General features: G+C 35.2%; 16 protein-coding genes and 1 tRNA gene. 14 read left to right on the forward strand and 3 right to left on the reverse strand.

Annotated elements, in window-relative coordinates:
- Both IEW94_RS14720 and IEW94_RS14725 read right to left on the reverse strand, forming a co-directional pair.
- The coding region (locus IEW94_RS14720) for a site-specific integrase (RefSeq protein WP_188654451.1) at positions 1 to 859 on the reverse strand (859 nt) is incomplete at its 3' end.
- 252 nt (positions 860 to 1,111) lie between these two features.
- Positions 1,112 to 1,186: transfer RNA gene (locus IEW94_RS14725), tRNA-Pro, on the reverse strand.
- Positions 1,187 to 1,361: 175 nt separating this feature from the next.
- Here IEW94_RS14725 and IEW94_RS14730 point away from each other — a divergent pair.
- The 14 genes from IEW94_RS14730 to IEW94_RS14795 all read left to right on the forward strand — a co-directional run bounded on the left by IEW94_RS14730 (position 1,362) and on the right by IEW94_RS14795 (position 15,977).
- Positions 1,362 to 3,653 (forward strand): TonB-dependent receptor, encoded by a 2,292-nt coding sequence (locus IEW94_RS14730; protein WP_188654452.1) that lies wholly within the window; start codon positions 1,362 to 1,364, stop codon positions 3,651 to 3,653.
- 27 nt (positions 3,654 to 3,680) lie between these two features.
- Positions 3,681 to 4,814, forward strand: coding sequence for a PQQ-dependent sugar dehydrogenase (locus IEW94_RS14735; protein ID WP_188654453.1), 1,134 nt, complete (start codon positions 3,681 to 3,683; stop codon positions 4,812 to 4,814).
- Between the two features lies 1 nt (position 4,815).
- Positions 4,816 to 5,217, forward strand: coding sequence for a c-type cytochrome (locus IEW94_RS14740; RefSeq protein WP_188654454.1), 402 nt, complete (start codon positions 4,816 to 4,818; stop codon positions 5,215 to 5,217).
- A gap of 64 nt (positions 5,218 to 5,281) precedes the next feature.
- Positions 5,282 to 5,887, forward strand: coding sequence for a uridine kinase (gene udk / locus IEW94_RS14745; protein WP_188654455.1), 606 nt, complete (start codon positions 5,282 to 5,284; stop codon positions 5,885 to 5,887).
- Positions 5,888 to 6,217 carry an FtsB family cell division protein gene (locus tag IEW94_RS14750; protein ID WP_188654457.1) on the forward strand — a complete coding sequence of 110 codons (330 nt, stop codon included), beginning with the start codon at positions 5,888 to 5,890 and terminating at the stop codon, positions 6,215 to 6,217.
- The gene (locus tag IEW94_RS14755; RefSeq protein WP_188654459.1) at positions 6,210 to 7,583 is read left to right on the forward strand and encodes a methylmalonyl-CoA mutase subunit beta; all 1,374 of its coding nucleotides are present in this window, start codon (positions 6,210 to 6,212) and stop codon (positions 7,581 to 7,583) included. The genes IEW94_RS14750 and IEW94_RS14755 overlap by 8 nt, the downstream gene beginning before the upstream one ends.
- A gap of 2 nt (positions 7,584 to 7,585) precedes the next feature.
- On the forward strand, positions 7,586 to 8,185 hold the full coding sequence (locus IEW94_RS14760; protein ID WP_188654461.1) for a hypothetical protein: 600 nt from the start codon (positions 7,586 to 7,588) through the stop codon (positions 8,183 to 8,185).
- A gap of 42 nt (positions 8,186 to 8,227) precedes the next feature.
- Positions 8,228 to 10,351, forward strand: coding sequence for a methylmalonyl-CoA mutase (gene scpA, locus IEW94_RS14765; protein WP_188654463.1), 2,124 nt, complete (start codon positions 8,228 to 8,230; stop codon positions 10,349 to 10,351).
- A gap of 107 nt (positions 10,352 to 10,458) precedes the next feature.
- Positions 10,459 to 10,878, forward strand: coding sequence for a hypothetical protein (locus IEW94_RS14770; RefSeq protein ID WP_188654465.1), 420 nt, complete (start codon positions 10,459 to 10,461; stop codon positions 10,876 to 10,878).
- A 230-nt stretch (positions 10,879 to 11,108) separates the two neighbouring features.
- Complete coding sequence (locus tag IEW94_RS14775; RefSeq protein ID WP_188654467.1) at positions 11,109 to 11,660, forward strand: outer membrane beta-barrel protein; 552 nt, start codon at positions 11,109 to 11,111, stop codon at positions 11,658 to 11,660.
- Positions 11,661 to 11,860: 200 nt separating this feature from the next.
- A complete protein-coding gene (locus IEW94_RS14780) occupies positions 11,861 to 12,688 on the forward strand; it encodes an alpha/beta hydrolase (protein ID WP_188654469.1) in 828 nt (275 codons plus the stop codon).
- A gap of 252 nt (positions 12,689 to 12,940) precedes the next feature.
- On the forward strand, positions 12,941 to 14,389 hold the full coding sequence (locus IEW94_RS14785; RefSeq protein WP_188654471.1) for a serine hydrolase domain-containing protein: 1,449 nt from the start codon (positions 12,941 to 12,943) through the stop codon (positions 14,387 to 14,389).
- Positions 14,390 to 14,595: 206 nt separating this feature from the next.
- Entirely contained in the window at positions 14,596 to 15,339 is a 744-nt protein-coding gene (locus IEW94_RS14790) for a DUF6090 family protein (RefSeq protein ID WP_188654473.1), read from the forward strand.
- A gap of 59 nt (positions 15,340 to 15,398) precedes the next feature.
- Positions 15,399 to 15,977, forward strand: coding sequence for a methyltransferase family protein (locus IEW94_RS14795; RefSeq protein WP_188654474.1), 579 nt, complete (start codon positions 15,399 to 15,401; stop codon positions 15,975 to 15,977).
- Positions 15,978 to 16,052: 75 nt separating this feature from the next.
- Here IEW94_RS14795 and IEW94_RS14800 read toward each other — a convergent pair whose 3' ends face one another.
- Positions 16,053 to 16,742: a DUF6624 domain-containing protein gene (locus IEW94_RS14800; RefSeq protein ID WP_188654476.1), complete on the reverse strand. Its 690-nt coding sequence runs from the start codon at positions 16,740 to 16,742 to the stop codon at positions 16,053 to 16,055.
- Positions 16,743 to 16,746 lie beyond the last annotated feature (4 nt).

Here is a 16,746-nt window from a genome sequence, read left to right on the forward strand (position 1 = left end):
GTCTGTAGTGGATCCATAACTCCCCATCAATTCCTATGCTGATATTGTCCTCTTTTAGGTTGATCACATCGATATAGCTCAGACTGGTATAGCAACTGAACACGAACAGGTCCTTGACCAATTGCAGCCGCCCTATGGTGAACCGCTTCTCCTCTACTGCCCTTAGTTCTTGTAAGCTCAAGAAGCCTCGTTCAGTTTTTATGAATTGGGACTTGAAGTTGGCAAAGGGGTCCCTGTCCAGCCATCCCAGTTTTACGGACAGGTTCACAAGTTTCCTTAGGCGCTCTATATGTTTCATCACCGTATTGTTGCCCATGGGTTTCTGGTGGTCCTCGGGGACATGCCCCCTCAGGTATTTCTCAAACTTGATTATGAAATTATAATCCAGTTCCCGTAAATAGATGTCCGTGGTCCCATGGTTCTTCAATAGAAATTTCGATAGGTACTTTTGCGTGGTGTAGTAGTTCTTCTGGGTGCCCCACTTTAACTTGCCCTGCATGTCCTCGTTATGGTACTTGATGATATCGTTGACCGAACGGTTCTGCTCGTCCTCTCCAAGATATCTTGCCTTAACGGCTTGGGAGGTGATGAGCCTGTGCTCGAGTTTCAGGTCCTGGTAGCATTTGAAAAGGCCACTGTTCACTTCCTCTAAATAACCGTTTAGGGCTCTTGTGAATTGGTTGTTTCCCCGGGAGCGTCCCTTATGGGCGTCCCAATCCGATACGGAAACTTTCCGCTTTAAACTGATGGTTGCTCGTTTGCCGTTTACCGTGACCCGTGCGTAAATGGAGGCTTGGTTGTCTTTTGCCCTGGAAAGGTCCGCCCAGAACAGGATGCTGAAGGTTGCTGTCGTTTTCATGTTTTCGTCTTTTTGTTAATACTTTTTTTTATTACCAGACGAAAGTCAAATCACCTTAAAGATACATTTATTCCAACAACTGATCGCTCAATTTTAACAATTCGGTCAACACGTTTTAAAAAAACATTTTGTTATCCGATTTGTTGACTTTTTTAACAGTGTTTTTTGTTCTCTTATGAAACCGTTAAAAATGCAAAAACCTGTAAATCATACGATTAACAGGTTTTTGATTTGGATTGATATACTCTTTTGTCGGGGTGGCAGGATTCGAACCTGCGACCTCCTGCTCCCAAAGCAGGCGCGATAACCGGGCTACGCTACACCCCGAAACGTTAAAAAGACTGATTTGGAAAGACCTATCATGGTTCATTTTAACAGTGTGCAAATATAGTTTTTTTTATAATATTACCTTGTAAAATGCATTAATTTTGGTTTGTTTGAAATCAAATTTTAAAAACCCACTTCTATAATTTAAATTTAGTCGAAATATATATTCTTTTAGATGAGATACACCAAAGCTCACACCATATCCCTGCTTTTAGTTTTGAATGTGTTTTTTACATATGCTCAGATAAAAGGCAAAATAATTGATAGTGAAAACAAAGCGCCAATTGCTGATGTTGAAATACTAAATACCAATAATGATATAATTTCTAAATCAAATGCTTTTGGTGAATTTGATTTACCTGATATGGGCACATATGAGTTCAAAAAATCTGGGTTTCAAGACAAGAAGGTTACTATCAAAAAAACTGGTTATTTGGTTATTCAACTTAACATTAATGTATCCCAATTAAACGAAATTATTGTTAGCGCCAATCATATCCCACAAAGGCTAAAAAAAGCAACTTCCAGTATTGATGTAATCACTTCGAATGACATTCAAAGAATCAACAATGTGAATCTAACAGAAGTTTTGAACAAGGTTCCTGGCGTCTACATGCAAACAGGTTCATTAAACACCAATAAAATTTCCATTCGTGGCATAGGATCCAGAAACCTGTATGGCACATCAAAGATCAGGGCATATTTTGAAGATATACCCTTAACAACCGGTAATGGAGAAACCACCATTGAAGATTTTGAACTTGGTGCTATTTCACGTTTTGAAATCATTAAAGGCGCAGCTTCCAGTATTTACGGTGCAGGCTTAGGTGGTACTATTCATTTAATGCCCAAAAATGCATTCCTTAATCAAAAGTATATCAAAACCGAACTATCTTTAGGCTCTTTTGGACTCACAAAGGAAATAGTCAATTTTAATTACGGAACAGAAAATAATAGTTTCAGGGCTGTTTATAGCAACACCAAAAGTGATGGCTATAGAGATAATAATGCATACAATAGACAAACCTTTACTATTAATACAAATCATTATTTAAATGAAACCAACAGCTTATCGTTTTTAGTGAGTTATGTAGATTTAAAATCATACATTCCTAGTTCTGTTGATGAAAATACCTATCGTAACAATCCAACTGCAGCAGCTTACACTTGGGCTCAATCTAAAGGGTACGAAGATTCTCAGCGAGGTATCTTTGGAAGCACATGGGACCATCAGTTCAATGAACATGCTAAGGTTATAACCAGTATCTTTAGTTCGTTCAAAAAATCTTATGAGCCTAGACCATTCGATATTTTAAGTGAAAACACGTTTGCGTTGGGTTTGAGAAGCAGATTACTGGGAACAGACACGCTTTTTGGCAAAGAACTAAACTGGACCTTAGGCACTGAATTTTTCAAAGACAGATATATTTATGGAACCTTTGAGAATTTATACCAAGATTATCCCCAAGGCACTGGCAGTGTAGAAGGTGATCGGTTATCCAATTTTAAGGAAAACAGAACCTATTACAATGCTTTTTTTGAAACAAATTACAATATAACAAAAAGCACAACGCTTTCAGTTGGACTAAATTACAACAGAACCCTATATAAGTTAAAGGATAGGTTTGTAACACAAGATAATCCAGACCAATCTGGTTCTTATGGTTTTAAGGGCATACTCTCACCAAAATTTGGTGTTTCCCATGAGCTATCAAAAAACATCAGTCTGTTTTCAAATATTAGCCATGGGTTTTCTCCACCCACTACTTCTGAAACATTGTTACCTGATGGCATGATTAACACTAATATAAAGCCAGAAACAGGTTGGAATTATGAAATAGGAACCCGAACGGCCCTCTACAATAGTCGTCTAAAAATACAGGTATCTCTTTATCGTCTGGCAATTAAAAACTTATTGGTAGCCAGAAGAACCGGTAACGACCAATTTATTGGCGTTAATGCCGGAAAAACTAGGCATGACGGTATGGAACTTAGCCTAAAATATCAATGGCTAACATCAAAAACATTCTCGCTTAACCATTATTTAACCTATTCATTAAATCATTACAGGTTTAAGGATTTTGTGGATGGAGACAACAATTATTCTGGTAATAAATTAACGGGAGTTCCCTCAAACATTCTTAACACGGGAATTGATATAAATTCACAAAGCGGGATTTATGGCACCATTAATTTTGAACATGTTGGTAAGATGCCAATAACCGATAGCAATTCCATTTTTAACGATGCCTACAACCTGACTAACCTAAAATTAGGATACAGAACATCCATTAAAAAGACTTTTTTGGTTAATGTTTATTTTGGCCTTGATAATGTTTTTGATGAACACTACGCCTCACAAATATTAATTAACGCTAGAGGATTTAATGGAGCTGCCCCAAGATATTACTATCCAGGCAGCCCAATAAATTTTTATTTGGGAATTAATATTAATTTTTTATTTTAAATAAATTTATTGAAACACTTGAATATCATGAAACAATATCTGGTTTTATTATCCGTAATTTTATACTCATATGTGTCTTATGCACAACCATACGCTACTAAAATTTTAGCTGAAGACCCTGTAAATCTTAACTATACTGCCGAACTCGTAATCCCTGATTTAAATGTCCCTTGGGGTATGGCTTTTTTGCCTGACGGAAGTATGCTAATAACCGAACGGACAGGTGAATTATATCACTTTAAGAATGGAATGAAAACTTCTGTCGAAGGCGTTCCAGATGTCTATGTGCGTGGCCAAGGTGGGCTTATGGATATTGAATTACACCCAGATTACCCTAACAATGGATGGATTTATTTTTCTTATTCTTCCCCTGAAGGAGAAGGTGAAGGCGGCAACACAGCCATCATGCGCGCTAAATTGAGTGATAATATGTTAGTTGATAAACAACTGTTATACAAGGCTGTTCCTAATACAAAAAAAGGACAGCATTGGGGTTCAAGAATAGAATTTGATAATGATGGCTACTTATATTTTTCTATTGGAGAACGTGGCGAAGGTTCTTATAATGCGCAAGACATTACTCGTGATGGCGGTAAGATTTACAGACTTAAAGATGATGGAAGCATCCCCAAAGACAATCCTTTTATTACTGTTACAAATGCCAAAAAGGCCATCTTCAGCTATGGTCATAGAAATCCACAAGGATTGGTAAAAAACCCTGAAACTGGTGAAATTTGGGAACATGAACATGGCCCTATGGGAGGCGACGAAATAAATATCATACATAAAGGTAAAAACTATGGATGGCAAGTCATATCATATGGTCTTAATTATGATGGCACTAAATTTACCGATATTACTAAAAAAGAAGGGATGGAACAACCTGTCTTTTATTGGGTTCCTTCAATAGCACCCTGCGGAATGATTTTTGTCACATCCGATAAATATCCTGACTGGAAAGGAAATCTATTGGTCTGTTCCTTAAAATTTAAATACTTGGAACGTTTAGTAATTGAAGACAACAAGGTTGTAAAACGTGAAAAATTATTTGGAGATCTACAAGGAGGAAAATTCAGAAATGTACGTCAAGGACCTGACGGATATATTTATTTTGCTGTTGAAGGAAAAGGGATTTATAAAATAATTCCTAAAAATAACTAATATGAGACTATTTTTCTTGGGTTTACTCTTTACTTTTTTTTCAATATTTACTGCTGTTTCACAAACCAGTCCGCTTCAAGAAAGCATTAAGCGTGGTAGTGAAATTTACACGGATTTTTGTATGCAATGTCATTTATCAACCGGATTAGGGCAAGAAGACATCTATCCACCACTGGCAAAATCAGATTATTTAATGACCAACAGAGAAGCCAGTATTCGAGGAATTAAGTTTGGCCAGCAAGGAGAAATGGTCGTCAATGGTAAAACCTATAACAATATCATGTCGCCATTAGGCTTGACTGATGACGAAGTTGCTGACGTAATGAATTACATCACCAATAGTTGGGGCAATACAAATGATAAAATGGTAACCATTGAAGAGGTTTCCAAAATCAAAAAATAGATTTTTTAACAGTTATTTCATGTCGCATTTAACTAACTTTGTATAGATAAACAAGATAATTTCAATGCTCATAATAGGAATTGCTGGCGGAACAGGATGCGGTAAAACAACCGTAGTAAATAAAATCATTGACGAGCTTCCAGAAGGAGAAGTTGGTGTTATTTCTCAAGATTCGTATTACAAAGACACTTCGCATTTAAGTTTTGAAGAGCGAATTAAAATTAATTTTGACCATCCCCGTTCCATTGATTTTGATTTACTGGAACAGCATCTTAAAGAATTAAAACAAGGGCAAGCCATACACCAACCAGTCTATTCGTTCGTTAAACATAATAGAACTGGTGACACCATTGTAACACATCCCAGAAAAGTAATGATTGTTGAGGGTATTTTAATCCTTACAAATCCGGAATTGCGAGAGATGTTTGATATTAAGATTTTTGTACATGCCGATACTGACGAGCGTTTGATAAGGCGTTTAAAACGGGATATTTCAGAACGTGGCAGGGATTTGGACGAAGTGTTAATGCGTTATCAAACCACTCTAAAACCCATGCATGAACAGTTTATTGAACCCATGAAAGAACATGCCGATATTATTATACCAAACAATAGGCACAACATGGTAGCAATTGATATATTGAGACAAATAATAACCCAAAAACTATAAATGGCACGATTTAAAATCAAATCCAAATTTTTAAAACCATTCAAAAATGTGTACATACTCATTTTAGTTGTGTTTGCGGTTTGGATGTTGTTTTTTGATGCCAATTCCTGGCTCATCCATCATGAGCTTAATTCTGATATTGAGGATTTACAAGACCAAAAAGATTATTATAAAAAAGAAATCGAAAAAGACAAAAAAGCCATTAATAAACTAAGTACCGAAGATGGCTTAGAAAAATTTGCACGTGAAACATATTATATGAAACGTGAAAATGAAGACATCTTTATTATTGAATATGAAGATAGCCTAAAAACAAAAGATGATGAGTAATATATTGTTTGATGAATTCAATCCCGTAACGTCCAAACAGTGGAAACAACTCATACAATTTGACCTTAAAGGGGCCGACTACAACGAAACCCTTGTTTGGAAAACCAATGAAGATATTGATGTAAAGCCTTTTTATCATGCCGATGAATTTAAGGAACTCCCTAAGATATCATCTACAAAAGCATCCCAATGGCATATATGCCAATCCATTTTTGTGGCAGATGTAAAAAAGTCCAATGAAAAAGCTCTAAACATCATTGAAAGAGGGGCAGAAAGCATTAATTTTATAATCCCTTCCGAAGATGTTTCCATTAAAAATTTAATAGAAGGCATTGATCTCTCTTCCACAATACTTTACTTTGAATTTCAGTTTCTTTCAGAAAAATATATCCAATCATTTTCTAATATCCTTAACAATAAGAACATTGTCATCCAAACGGATATTATTGGACACTTGGCCAGAACCGGCAACTGGTTCAGCACACTTCAAGAAGACCACAAACAGTTTGAGAGTATTATTAGCAAAACCAAAGCGCTAAGCATTAATGTGTCTTTATACCAAAATGCAGGCGCAACAATAGTGCAACAGTTAGCTTATGCCCTAGCACATACCAATGAATATTTAAATCATTTAGATTCTGTCATTGCGAGTGGAACGAAGCAATCTCTCGCTGTAATTTTCAACGTGTCTGTCGGCACCAATTATTTTTTTGAAATAGCAAAACTAAGGGCTTTAAGATTACTTTGGAATACCATTTCTTCAGAATACACCATCAATACAGACTGTCAGATTTTTGCTAAACCAACCAAACGTAACAAAACACTGTATGATTATAATACGAATATGTTACGAACCACTACGGAATGCATGAGTGCCATTTTAGGTGGAGCCAATACCATTTGCAACCTTCCGTATGATGCCATTTATCATAAAGACAACGAATTTGGTGAACGTATTGCCAGAAATCAACTATTGATTTTAAAACACGAAAGCTATTTTGATAAAGTGGATAATCCTTCAGATGGCGCATACTATATTGAAACACTTACCAAACAACTGGCCGAAAAAGCCTTGGAATTATTTAAAGATATTGAGGCCAATGGTGGCTTTCTAAAGCAATTGAAAGAAGGCACCATCCAACGGAAAATTAAAGAAAGTGCAGCAAAAGAACAAGAACAGTTTGATGCAGGCAAGGAAATTTTATTGGGTAGCAATAAACATCCCAACCCTAATGACCGGATGAAACACGAACTGGAATTGTACCCTTTTGTTAAGACCAATCAAAGAAAAACATTAATTGAACCCATTATAGAAAAACGATTATCAGAAAAACTTGAACAAGAACGATTAAAAAAAGAAGATTAAAAATGAAGACAAACTTTTACATTACCGCATTTTTATTAGTAGTTACTTTAGTAAGTTGTAAAAAAGAAAATTCGTTTACTGATTACAAGTATGCAGACAAACCACTAGCATTACCTTGTAATGACATCAATTCAAAACTATATAATGAAGCGCTTTACAGTTTTGAGGATGATATTTTAAATTTTTATGACAAAGACAAAAAAAGCAGTTTGCTAAGAGTGTATTCACAATTTATGAGGGAAGCCGTTTATAACAGAGCTAAATATCAAAACATGGTGTCTGAACACACCTTAAAGGTTTTTGATGCCCTAAAACAAGACAATGACTTGTGGAATCCAAACAATCCGGTAAGCAAATTGAATTACAACAGTAAACTCATGGATTGCATCTCAAAAAACATTAAGGACAATGATTTAAAAACCACGCTAAACGCCTTATTGACAACCAACAGTATGACTCCAGAATTATATGGCGCTCCAGTAATGAGTAGTTACCGTTTAGCCTTGAGTGACAAAGCATTGGCAAGCTACATTGCTTTTGATTTATATTATGCCAGATTGTTTAATGTGGATGTAACCCAAGTTGAAAAAACAAAATCCTAATCACATTTAAACAAAACCAATAAAAAGATATTTTATATATAGATGTCAAGAAAAAATCTTCAACATATCTCGCTAAATCAAGATACCAAAAGCAACATGCCAGAAACCGAAAGTGCTTTTAAAACGGCTGAAGGTATCGCTTTAAGAACAATCTATTCTGCTGAAGATTTAAAACACTTGGAACATCTTAACTTTGTTGCCGGGATAGAGCCATATCTTCGTGGGCCTTATTCAACCATGTATGTTCGCAAACCCTGGACCATCAGGCAGTATGCTGGCTTTTCAACTGCTGAAGAGAGTAATGCTTTTTACAGAAGAAATTTAGCGGCAGGCCAAAAAGGATTGTCCGTTGCCTTTGATTTACCCACGCACCGAGGCTATGACTCAGACCATGAACGTGTTGTTGGTGATGTTGGTAAAGCGGGTGTTGCCATTGATTCGGTTGAGGATATGAAAATCTTGTTTGACCAAATTCCTTTGGATAAAATGTCAGTTTCCATGACCATGAATGGCGCCGTGCTCCCCATTATGGCTTTTTATATTGTAGCGGCAGAAGAGCAAGGCGTCAACCAAATTGCCCTATCAGGAACCATTCAAAATGATATTCTTAAGGAGTTTATGGTACGAAATACCTATATCTATCCGCCTACGCCATCCATGAAAATCATTTCTGATATTTTTGAGTATACCAGTAAGCACATGCCCAAATTCAATAGCATCAGTATCTCAGGCTATCATATGCAAGAAGCTGGCGCCACCTGCGATATTGAACTGGCTTATACGTTGGCAGATGGCTTGGAATACATTCGAAAAGGATTGGATGCTGGCATGGACATAGACAGCTTTGCTCCACGCCTGTCGTTCTTTTGGGCCATTGGCATGAACCATTTTATGGAAATAGCCAAAATGCGTGCAGCACGTATGCTTTGGGCTAAAATAGTCAAGCAGTTCAACCCAAAAAACAAAAAATCACTGGCATTAAGAACCCATTGCCAAACCAGTGGCTGGAGCTTAACGGAGCAAGATCCCTTTAATAATGTGGCAAGAACCTGTGTTGAAGCTGCCGCAGCCGCTTTTGGAGGCACACAGAGTTTACACACCAATGCCTTGGACGAAGCCATTGCCTTACCAACCGATTTTTCAGCAAGGATTGCCCGAAACACACAAATTTTTTTGCAGGAAGAAACCAAAATAACCAAAACGGTCGATCCTTGGGCTGGTAGCTATTACGTAGAATCCTTGACCCATGATATTGCTCAAAAAGCCTGGTCGCTCATTGAAGAAGTAGAACGCTTAGGTGGTATGACCAAAGCCATTGAAGCGGGCATTCCCAAACTGCGCATTGAGGAAGCTGCGGCAAAAAAACAGGCGCGTATAGATTCTGGTCAAGATATTATTGTTGGCGTTAACAAATATCGACTGGAACATGAAGATCCTATTTCAACATTGGAAGTTGATAACCAAACAGTAAGAAATTCACAAATTGAACGGCTGAATACCATAAAAGCCACACGGGATTCCATAAAAACAAAAGCCGCTCTCGAAAAATTAACCGAAGCAGCACGTTCAGGAAAACAAAATTTATTAGCTTTAGCTATTGAAGCAGCCAGAGAGTGGGCTACACTGGGCGAAATTAGTGATGCCCTTGAAGTTGTTTTTGGAAGATACAAAGCTCAAATTAAATCCTTTAGTGGTGTGTACAGTAAAGAAATAAAAGACGACGACTCCTTTAAAAAAGCTCGGGAACTGGCTGATACATTTGCCGAACAAGATGGTAGACGACCACGTATTATGATTGCCAAAATGGGACAGGATGGCCATGACCGTGGCGCCAAAGTGGTGGCTACCGGTTATGCCGATGTAGGCTTTGACGTTGATATTGGTCCTTTATTCCAAACCCCACAAGAAACAGCCAAACAAGCCGTAGAAAATGATGTGCATGTTTTAGGCATCTCCTCATTGGCGGCAGGCCACAAAACTTTGGTACCACAAGTAATTGAAGAACTTAAAAAATATGGGCGCGATGACATCATGGTTATTGTAGGCGGTGTGATACCAAAACAAGATTACCAGTTTTTATTTGATGCCGGTGCTGTGGCTGTTTTTGGGCCAGGCACTAAAATTAGTGATGCCGCCATCAAAATTTTAGAGATTTTGATAGATTAAACCAAAAAGAACAACAAAAGCCCTATTATCTTGTCAAAACCAATGATAAACGAGAACTTTAGTGAACATATAACCAGTTGTACACCATTAAACAGAATCGAAAATAAATGACTTATAAATATTCTATTTGCCATCCAGAAAAAGAAAATATTGAATATCATAATAGTTCAATATCTGGGGATGAAGTAATAGAAATAGCTAAAAACTATCCTTGGATTGAAAAATTAAAATTTTCAGATTCATTAAACCCCAAAAATATTTATTACAACCCTTCACTTGATTTTACTTGTATTGAAAACGGTAAAAGTTTCTGTATGACTGCCAATTATGACAAGAACCAAAATCTTGAATTTTCTCTTTGGTATAACAGACTCAAAAAAGTCAAGGTCTTATTTGGCCTATTAGGAGAAAAAGAAAAAATGGTTGTCGACGATGTTTGGGGTTTCTGTATTGAGAAATCATTGATTTATTTGGAGCATTTTGTGAACGGAAATCACTCAATGATTGAAAAATTATATAAAAAATAACGGTGTACAACACTGGCTATAATCCATTGCTAATTATGGCTAAAACAGAAAAATCATTAACTTTAAAAACTATGATTCCTACTCCGAAAATCCTACGGATTTTCAACGCAACGGAATCATAGCCAAACACGTTGGCAACAAGGCGACTCACTCAAACTGTAAAATCCAACTTAGAAAGTAAAAACGTTTAGGAATTGATAGTCCTTTAATTGTTATATTTAAACATAATTATGAAAATATTAAAATTATTTTTCTTTATCGCATTACTCTATACTACTGCTAATGCGCAAATCACCAAAGGCAATTGGCTTGTTGGCGGTGATGCAAATTTTTCTTCTGTCAAAAATAAGTCAGAAACAGGCGATGAAAAATTTAACGATTTTAGAATAAATCCAAATGTGGGTTATTTTTTTATGGACAAAATATCCGGAGGATTACAAGTGAATTTAGTTTTTACAAATACAAACCCTGGTAATGATAGTACTAAAGCTTCATCTTATGGATTCGCTCCTTTTGTGAGGTATTATTTTCTAGAAACAGATGAAAGAATAAACATATTTGCAGAAGCGAATTATTCCTATAGAATTGGTAAGACAGGCTCAAGCGATAACATTAATTGGAATGGATATGGTTTTAAAGCTGGCACAGTATTGTTCTTTAACAGTAGTGTAGGTTTAGAATTTTCAATAAACTATGTAGATACTACAAGAAGAATTGACAACTTTAATATTAATACAATATTTGTAGGTTTTGGGTTTCAGATTCATTTAGAAAAAAAATAATATTAAATCAATTCGAAACAATATTTAGATAAATAAAAATAAAGCCCAGTTGCCAACACAGTATATAAAAAATTGCTATTTTTAGCTAAATCAAAGTTGGTTGCTTGTTTGCTAGTTTCTGATTTTCCTAGGGAAAATCCTCGTGCACAAACACGCAAAGTTCCTTACACAAAACCGTTACCAAAAACATAAAGCAAACTATGAGAAATTTGGCATATGTGATTTTATATATTCTTCTTGCAGGAGTACAAACCACATTCGGACAAAATAAAGCAGATATCGTAATAGGCAGCAAGTTTGTTATTAAATCTAATATTTTAGATGAAGAAAGAACTTGTTTAATAAGTCTTCCAGATTCATACAATGATTCATCTGAAGTGGCTAAAAAATATCCAATTATTATATTATTGGATGGATATACTCATTTTAAAACAGCATCTGGAATAGTACATTTTATGAGTTCAAATAGGAACCGAAACAATTTAATGCCAGAAAGTATTATTATAGCCATAGAGAATGTTGACCGTGAACGAGATTTTACTGTTACAAAAATTAAGACCAAACGACCGAATACTATGGGAGGTGGAAGGAATTTTTTGAATTTCATTGAGAAAGAACTAATACCTTATATTGATGAAAATTACAGAACAGAACCGTCCAGAACTCTAGTTGGACATTCTTTAGGGGGTCTACTTACATTAAATTCTTATATGGATAAAAATAGTGTATTCAATGCTTACATTTCTATAGACCCGAGTATTTGGTGGAGCGAGGAGATGATGAAAAACAAAGTTGATTCTATTTCATCAATATCATTTAATAAAAAACTTTATATAGCTACTGCCAATCAAGGAGAAGAGAATTACGAGCGAAATAAAAAAAGACACGACAATCTCTATGCATTAATAACAAAGAAATCGGAAGAACCCTTAAATGTCGAAATAAAATATTTTGAAAAGGAAAACCACCGCTCTGTACCATTAATAGCTTTGTACGAAGGGTTAACGTATATTAATCAAGAGAATTGATGATTTTTTTGCAAAAACACGTTTGGTAACACCGAATAAAATTAATTGCTGGAAAAACCTATTTACGAAAGTCCTCGCTCACAAACCGCCCCATTCTTATACAATCACGTTGTCAACAATTTGAACACATCATTAATAAAATATGACAACTCATTAATAAAATATGACAACTCGGTGACTTAATATTCTTAAAACAGATGCTTAATACGAGTTTTGCACCGTTAAACCAACGTAAAAATAATTAAACAATCCATGAAAAAATTTACTTTATTTATAGCAATAATTGGTATTCTGGGAATTTCTTGCAAAGACACCTCCAAATTGAAACAACAAGATAACACCGTAAAAAATAGACTCCAATCTTACCTTGACACGTGTAATAAAAACGGTCTTTCTGCAAGTATATTGGTTGCCAAAGAGGGAGAAATACTCTACTCTAATGGCATTGGATTAAGAAACAAAAACGAAAATCTTCCTGTAACTAAAGAAACAATTTTCACAATAGGTTCATTGACAAAGCAGTTTACAGCAACTGCTATTCTAACATTACAGGAAGACGGCAAATTATCGGTAAACGATTCTATTAATAAGTTTTTTGAAAATGTGCCTAAGGACAAACAAAACATTACGATTCATCAATTACTGACACACACATCAGGAATAGTGGGAAATCTTGGTTACGGAGTGGATTTCGTTCCCATTTCAAAAGAGAAGTTTTTAAGCGAAGTGTATAAGTCACCATTGGATTTTGAACCAGGAAAACAATTTAGTTATTCCAACGTGGGTTACAGTATTTTGGCCATGATAATTGAAAAAGTTTCGCAAACAGATTATGAGACCTATTTACAGGAACATCTTTTTCAAAAAGCAGGCATGAAACATACGGGTTATCTTTCCCCCAAATGGGATACAACTCAAATTGCCCACGGTTATAAATGTGGGGAAGATTGGGGAACGCATCTTATGAAATGGCAGGCAGATTCAAATCAAATCTCATGGCATTTAAAAGGCAATGGAGGAATACTTTCCAATCCTTCCGATTTGTATAAATGGTACATTGCACTCAAAGAAAACAAAATAATTTCCAAAAAATCATTTGAACAACTCACGTTTCCTTATGTGAAAGAAAATGAATCAGGAGATTCACACTATGCCTACGGATGGACTATAATGAATAGTGACAGGAATACAAAATTGATTGCACACAACGGCTCAAATGGTGTTTTTTATGCCGATTTCATACAACTGCCCGTAGAAAATACGGTGATCATTTATATGACCAATGAATTAAGATACGACACTCAAATTGTTGCATGGGAAATAGAGCAATTACTTTTTAATGAAAACTATACTCCCATTGTACCCAAAATGAACAGTATAAAACATGGTAGTACCGATATTACAAGCAAACAACTTGAAATCATACATCAGTTTGTAGCACTCATTTTGACCGATGATGAGAACATTGATGATTTTATCAACGAACATGTGGCCAGCAAAGAAAGAGAACGAAGATTCAAAATGTGGGTTAAGGACATGCAACATGAATTTTCAGGCTACAAATTAAACCATGTTTTGGAATATGGAGATATGAGCTATGATATAATACTGGAATCAAAAGATGGAAAAATTGTTGAATTAACACCTTGTTTTGATATACAATTCAATGAAAACAATAAAATTGTTGCCTTTGGATGGTAAATAGAAAAAACACTTACACATGAATATATAAAATTGCTTGTTTAAGCTTAATCAAAGTTAGCTGTTGGTTTGCTAGCTTCTTGTTTTTTCTTTGGAAAATCCTCGCTTTGGCTTATTTTGTTTCATTTTTCAAATCTTTTGCCTTAATTTACAATACAATATCCCGAACAAAGATGTTATCATTTAATATTACCAACCAATAACCAATGCTAAAATTCTTAAGAAAAATCCGCCAAAAGAGCATTAATGAAAACAAAACAATCAACTACCTTAAATATGCTATAGGAGAGATTGTACTGGTTGTCATCGGGATTTTGATTGCACTGCAAATTAATAACTGGAATGAGAAAAAGAAAAACCACAATTTAGTTAATATCTACCAACAAGGTTTGATTGAAAATCTTAGCAGTGATTCCTTGAATATTAGCAGAATGATAGATAATGTTAAAAGAGACTTAGAGAAAACGCATGAATTTGAATTAAGGGTTTCCAAATCAAGCAAACCTTTTGACACAATTTTAAAAATTGCTAGATATGAATACAATTTTAGAATTGCTGTAAATTATAATTATGAAAATGACACCTACCTAATTCTTAACTCTACTGGTCATCTTAGTTTGTTCAATAATGATTTAATAAGAGAATTAAGCGAATTATATAATCTTCAAAAGAAAGCCTTATTTGCCATGGAAAAAACATATGACAATTACAGTCGTGTTGCAATTCTATATTCTCAAAAATATCCATTCTGTTTTGAAAGTAATTTAATTCAAAACGGTACTGTTGCTGCCAGTGAAGTTTGGAATAACATTTCATTAGCTAATCACGCTACCGAATTCAATTCTTTGATTATCAATAAAAGTGACTGTTATAGATTGGAATTAGAAGTTTTGCCATTAATTCTAGAAAAGACTAATAAACTGTTACGCAAACTTCGAAAGAAAACTTAAACAGTAACAAAAGGCCAACAAAAACTAACCTAAGACATTAAAAACAACTAAATAAAACCATGAGTGAAACTATTAAAATTGGATTAAAAATAACCTGGTGGGTTGTTATGGCCTATTGGATTATTTCAGGTGTACGTGCCAAAAAAGCAAAAAGCAAAGAACCATTTCTCATTAGGTTTGTTTTATACATACTACCATTAATTATTGCAATTTTATTGTTGGGCCCCGGAAAATGGTTTGGACACACATTTTTAAGGGAAAATTTTGTTCCTCACAACAACTTGGTTGGAATCATTGGCCTTTCAATTTCTGTTTTGGGTGCTATCATAGCGTGTTGGTCACGTTACATGTTGGGGAAAAACTGGAGCTTATCTGTTCAAAAAAAGGAAAACCATGAGCTCGTTCAAAATGGCATTTATAAAATTATCCGTCATCCTATTTATACAGGTATATTACTCTTGTTTATTGGAAACACTTTGATAGTTGGTGACTATCGCGGCATATTGGCCGTTATGATTGTTTTTGTTTCTTTTTGGTTTAAACTTGTAAAAGAAGAAAAATTACTGCTTGACCTTTTTGGCAACCAATATACGGTGTACAAAAACAGGACCAAAGCATTGATTCCGTTTATACTTTAAAACACATGTATCAATTACTGTAACTTTTATAGAAATCATTTAGGTTAGTGAATTTTGACAATTTGCTATTAATTTTCAGTTTTTCTTTTTTTTAAATTCTTTAGTTCGTTTTATTTGATTCTCAAGGTTCCATTCCAATGGATATCTTCTGTCACGCAAAAATTCGGCCATTGGTTCCAGTCCTATTTCGGCCCGTCTTGCATCTACATTTTCTGGATCAACTATAGGCCAAACATCAAAGCTTTTTGTTTCAGGATAGTATTTTATTTGTCCACCATAAATTTGAAGCTCTCCACGGTCAGTGGCAATTCGGTCTTCAGCTCTTGCCAATAACCACGGACTTAACTGTTTTTCTTTTACGGCTTGACCCATTAATGGGAGATACTTTACACGTGTTTCTGGACTGCTGTGCTGAAGTACATTACAAATTGTTAGATTGCCCTGTTCACCAATTTTTTCTAGATCGGGCCAACCTTGCTTTAAAATTTCAGCTATTTTTTCTTCATTGATGATATGATTCCTTTTGTAGATGGCCTGATATTTTTTATATTCCTCAGAGTTGTCACCAAATTTATGGAAGGCTTCATCGCGTTTTCTAATAGGTTCTTGTTCGGTTGACCAAATGGTGTCTAAAATAGCTGCAAGGTGGTATTTATCTGATAAGGTTTCGCTATTGGATAGTTGTGTTTGGCTAGTTTTCTTTTTTTGGGCACAAGACATAACCACAAACACTAACAATATCATTAAGCCTTTTAATATTTTCATGAGA

Source organism: Yeosuana aromativorans (assembly GCF_014646655.1).
Classification (GTDB): domain Bacteria; phylum Bacteroidota; class Bacteroidia; order Flavobacteriales; family Flavobacteriaceae; genus Yeosuana; species Yeosuana aromativorans.